The 5,541-nt window shown below is 57.1% G+C and carries 2 protein-coding genes; both read left to right on the forward strand.

Annotated features, from left to right (window positions below):
- Positions 1–3,302, forward strand: a 3,302-nt coding sequence (locus TU75_RS27845) for a beta strand repeat-containing protein (RefSeq protein WP_211267972.1), incomplete at its 5' end; no start/stop codon positions are given.
- Positions 3,281–5,541: beta strand repeat-containing protein (locus tag TU75_RS25945; protein WP_248844507.1), on the forward strand; the 2,261-nt coding region annotated here is incomplete at its 3' end. The genes TU75_RS27845 and TU75_RS25945, both read left to right, overlap by 22 nt.

Consider the following 5,541-nt stretch of genomic DNA (forward strand, 5'->3'; position numbering starts at 1 on the left):
GTGTTGGCTCAATCACCATCGGCACTGATGGCGCATACACGTTCACGCCAGTCAAAGACTTCAACGGCGATGTACCGCAAATTGGTTACACGACCAACACCGGTTCGAGCAGCACGCTGGACGTGAAGATCGATGCGGTTGACGACGCGAGCGTTCTCAAAGCAGACACCGGTAACGCCTTGGAAGACAACGTTGCCACTGGCAATGTGCTCTCGAATGACGTGGACGTAGACAGCGCCCTGACTGTTGCCACGTTCAATGTTGGTGGCACCACTTATAACGCCGGCCAAACCGCGACCATTGCTGGCGTCGGTTCAATCACCATCGGCACTGATGGCGCGTACACCTTCACGCCAGTCAAAGACTTCAACGGTGATGTGCCACAAATCGGCTACACCACCAATACCGGTTCGAGCAGCACGCTGGACGTGAAGATTGATGCGGTTGACGACGCGAGCGTCCTCAAAGCGGACACCGGCAGCGCGCTTGAAGATAACGTTGCCACCGGCAATGTGTTGAGCAATGACGTTGACGTCGACAACACCCTGACTGTTGTCACTTTCAACGTGGGAGGCACTAGTTACGCAGCCGGCCAGATCGCTGTTATCGCAGGCGTTGGCTCAATCACCATCGGCGCTGACGGCGCATACGCTTTCACGCCTGTTAAAGACTTCAACGGTGATGTGCCGCAAATCGGTTACACGACCAACACGGGTTCGAGCAGCACGCTGAACGTGAAGATCGATGCGGTTGACGACGCGAGCGTCCTCAAAGCAGACACCGGCAGTGCCTTGGAAGATAACGTTGCAACAGGCAACGTGCTGAGCAATGACGTCGACGTCGATAACACATTGACTGTAGCCACGTTCAACGTGGGTGGCACCAACTACGCCGCTGGCCAGACTGCCGTGATCGCGGGCGTGGGTAGCATCACTATCGGCGCTGACGGCGCCTACGCTTTCACCCCCGTTAAAGACTTCAACGGCGATGTGCCGCAAATCGGTTACACCACCAACACCGGTTCGAGCAGCACGCTGGATGTGAAGATTGATGCGGTTGATGACGCAAGCGTCCTCAAAGCCGACACCGGCAGCGCCCTGGAAGACAACGTTGCCACTGGCAATGTGCTGAGCAACGACGTCGACGTCGATAACGTGTTGAGCGTTGCGACTTTCAGTGTCAACGGCACCAGCTACAACGCTGGCCAGACGGCCGTAATTGCAGGTGTGGGGAGTATCACTATCGGCGCTGACGGTGCCTATGCCTTCACGCCGGTCAAAGACTTCAACGGCGATGTGCCTCAAATCGGTTACACCACCAACACCGGTTCTAGCAGCACGCTGGATGTGAAGATCGACGCGGTTGACGACGCAAGCGTCCTCAAGGCGGATACCGGCAGTGCGCTTGAAGACAACGTTGCCACTGGCAATGTGTTGAGCAATGACTTCGACGTAGACAACACGCTGACTGTTGCCACGTTCAATGTTGGTGGCACCACTTATAACGCAGGCCAAACCGCCGTTATCGCGGGCGTCGGCTCAATCACCATCGGTTCAGACGGCGCCTACGCCTTCACGCCAGTCAAAGACTTCAACGGTGACGTGCCGCAAATCGGTTACACGACCAACACGGGCTCGAGCAGTACCCTGGACGTGAAAATCGACGCGGTCGACGACGCAAGTGTCCTCAAAGCCGATACCGGTAGCGCGCTTGAAGATAACGTTGCCACCGGCAATGTGTTGAGCAACGACGTTGACGTCGACAATACCCTGACTGTTGCCACGTTCAATGTCGGTGGAACCACTTACAACGCCGGCCAGACTGCAACCATCGCAGGTGTTGGCGCTATCACCATCGGTGCAGACGGCGCCTATGCTTTCACGCCGGTCAAAGACTTTAACGGTGACGTGCCACAAATCGGCTACACGACCAACACCGGTTCGAGCAGCACGCTGGACGTGAAAATCGACGCAGTCGACGACGCAAGCGTGCTCAAGGCGGATACCGGCAGCGCGCTTGAAGATAACGTTGCTACCGGCAACGTCCTTTCGAATGACGTCGATGTTGACAACGTCTTGACCGTTGCGACCTTCAGCGTTAACGGCACCAGCTACAACGCAGGCCAGACCGCCGTTATCGCGGGCGTGGGTAGCATCACCATCGGCACTGATGGCGCGTACACCTTCACCCCAGTCAAAGACTTCAATGGTGATGTACCGCAAATCGGCTACACGACCAACACCGGCTCTAGCAGCACGCTGGATGTGAAGATTGATGCGGTTGATGACGCAAGCGTCCTTAAGGCCGATACCGGTAGCGCGCTTGAAGATAACGTTGCCACTGGCAATGTGCTGAGCAACGACGTCGACGTCGATAACGTGTTGAGCGTTGCGACTTTCAGCGTCAACGGCACCAGCTACAACGCTGGTCAGACTGCCGTAATTGCAGGTGTGGGTAGCATCACTATCGGCGCTGACGGCGCCTACGCTTTCACCCCCGTTAAAGACTTCAACGGCGATGTGCCGCAAATCGGCTATACCACCAATACCGGTTCGAGCAGTACGCTGGACGTGAAGATCGACGCAGTCGACGACGCAAGCGTCCTCAAAGCGGACACCGGCAGCGCGCTTGAAGACAACGTTGCCACTGGCAACGTGCTGAGCAACGACGTCGACGTCGATAACACGCTGACTGTTGCCACGTTCAATGTTGGTGGCACCACTTATAACGCCGGCCAAACCGCGACCATTGCTGGCGTCGGTTCAATCACCATTGGTGCTGACGGCGCGTACGCCTTCACGCCAGTCAAAGATTTCAACGGCGATGTACCGCAAATCGGTTACACGACCAACACGGGTTCGAGCAGTACCCTGGACGTGAAGATTGATGCGGTTGATGACGCAAGCGTTCTCAAGGCGGATACCGGCAGTGCGCTGGAAGATAACGTTGCCACTGGCAATGTGTTGAGCAATGACGTCGACGTAGATAACACATTGACTGTCGCCACGTTCAACGTGGGTGGCACTAACTACGCCGCCGGCCAGACGGCCGTAATTGCAGGCGTGGGCAGCATCACCATCGGTGCAGACGGCGCCTACGTCTTCACCCCAGTCAAAGACTTCAACGGTGATGTGCCGCAAATCGGTTACACGACCAACACGGGTTCGAGCAGTACCCTGGACGTGAAAATCGACGCGGTTGACGACGCAAGCGTTCTCAAAGCTGACACCGGTAACGCCTTGAAGACAACGTTGCCACTGGCAACGTCCTTTCGAATGACGTGGACGTCGACAACACCCTGACTGTCGCCACGTTCAATGTCGGTGGAACCACTTACAACGCCGGCCAGACTGCAACCATCGCAGGTGTCGGCGCTATTACCATCGGTGCAGACGGCGCCTACGCCTTCACCCCAGTTAAAGACTTCAACGGTGACGTGCCACAAATCGGCTACACGACCAACACCGGTTCGAGCAGCACGCTGGACGTGAAGATCGACGCGGTTGACGACGCAAGCGTTCTGAAAGCCGATACCGGCAGTGCGCTTGAAGACAACGTTGCCACTGGCAATGTGCTGAGCAACGACGTCGATGTTGATAACGTCTTGACCGTTGCGACCTTCAGCGTAGGTGGCACCACTTATAATGCAGGCCAGACCGCGACCATCGCGGGCGTCGGCTCAATCACCATCGGTGCAGACGGCGCCTACGCCTTCACGCCAGTCAAAGACTTCAACGGCGATGTACCGCAAATCGGCTACACCACCAATACCGGTTCGAGCAGCACGCTGGACGTGAAGATCGATGCGGTTGATGACGCAAGCGTCCTCAAAGCCGACACCGGCAGCGCGCTGGAAGATAACGTTGCCACTGGCAACGTATTGAGCAACGACGTCGACGTCGATAACGTGTTGAGCGTTGCGACTTTCAGCGTCAACGGCACTAGCTACAACGCAGGCCAGACCGCGACCATCGCGGGCGTCGGCTCAATCACCATCGGTGCAGACGGCGCCTATGCCTTCACGCCGGTCAAAGACTTCAATGGCGATGTGCCGCAAATCGGCTACACCACCAATACCGGCTCTAGCAGCACGCTGGACGTGAAAATCGACGCAGTCGACGACGCAAGCGTCCTCAAAGCCGACACCGGCAGCGCGCTTGAAGACAACGTTGCCACTGGCAATGTGCTGAGCAACGACGTCGATGTTGATAACGTCTTGACCGTTGCGACCTTCAGCGTCAACGGCACCAGCTACAACGCTGGCCAGACGGCCGTAATTGCAGGTGTAGGTAGCATCACCATCGGCGCTGACGGTGCCTATGCCTTCACGCCGGTCAAAGACTTCAACGGCGACGTTCCGCAAATCGGCTACACGACCAACACCGGTTCAAGCAGCACGCTTGACGTGAAGATCGATGCGGTTGACGACGCAAGCGTTCTCAAGGCGGATACCGGCAGTGCGCTTGAAGACAACGTTGCCACTGGCAACGTGCTGAGCAATGACGTCGACGTCGATAACACATTGACTGTCGCCACGTTCAACGTGGGTGGCGCCACGTATAACGCTGGCCAAACCGCAACTATCGCGGGTGTTGGCTCAATCACCATCGGTGCAGACGGCGCGTACGCCTTCACCCCCGTTAAAGATTTCAACGGCGATGTACCGCAAATCGGTTACACCACCAACACCGGTTCCAGCAGCACCCTGGATGTGAAGATCGACGCAGTCGACGACGCAAGCGTGCTCAAGGCGGATACCGGCAGCGCGCTTGAAGATAACGTTGCTACCGGCAACGTCCTTTCGAATGACGTGGACGTCGACAACACCCTGACTGTTGCAACGTTCAACGTGGGTGGCACCAACTACGCAGCCGGCCAGACTGCCGTGATTGCAGGTGTTGGCAGCATCACCATTGGTGCAGACGGCGCGTACGCCTTCACGCCTGTTAAAGACTTCAACGGTGATGTACCGCAAATCGGTTACACGACCAACACGGGTTCGAGCAGCACGCTGAACGTGAAGATCGATGCGGTTGACGACGCGAGCGTCCTCAAGGCGGATACCAGCAGTGCGCTTGAAGACAACGTTGCCACTGGCAATGTGCTGAGCAACGACGTCGACGTCGATAACGTGTTGAGCGTTGCGACTTTCAGCGTAAACGGCACCAGCTACAACGCTGGCCAGACTGCCGTAATTGCAGGTGTGGGCAGCATCACTATTGGTGTAGACGGCGCCTACGCTTTCACCCCAGTTAAAGACTTCAACGGCGACGTGCCACAAATCGGCTACACGACCAACACCGGCTCTAGCAGCACGCTGGACGTGAAAATCGACGCAGTCGACGACGCAAGCGTCCTCAAAGCAGACACCGGCAGTGCGCTGGAAGACAACGTAGCCACCGGCAACGTGCTGAGCAACGACGTCGATGTGGATAACGTGTTGAGCGTTGCCACGTTCAATGTTGGTGGCACTACTTATAACGCCGGCCAGACCGCGACCATCGCGGGTGTTGGCTCAATCACCATCGGCACTGATGGCGC

Source organism: Pseudomonas poae (genome assembly GCF_001439785.1).
GTDB lineage: Bacteria > Pseudomonadota > Gammaproteobacteria > Pseudomonadales > Pseudomonadaceae > Aquipseudomonas > Aquipseudomonas poae.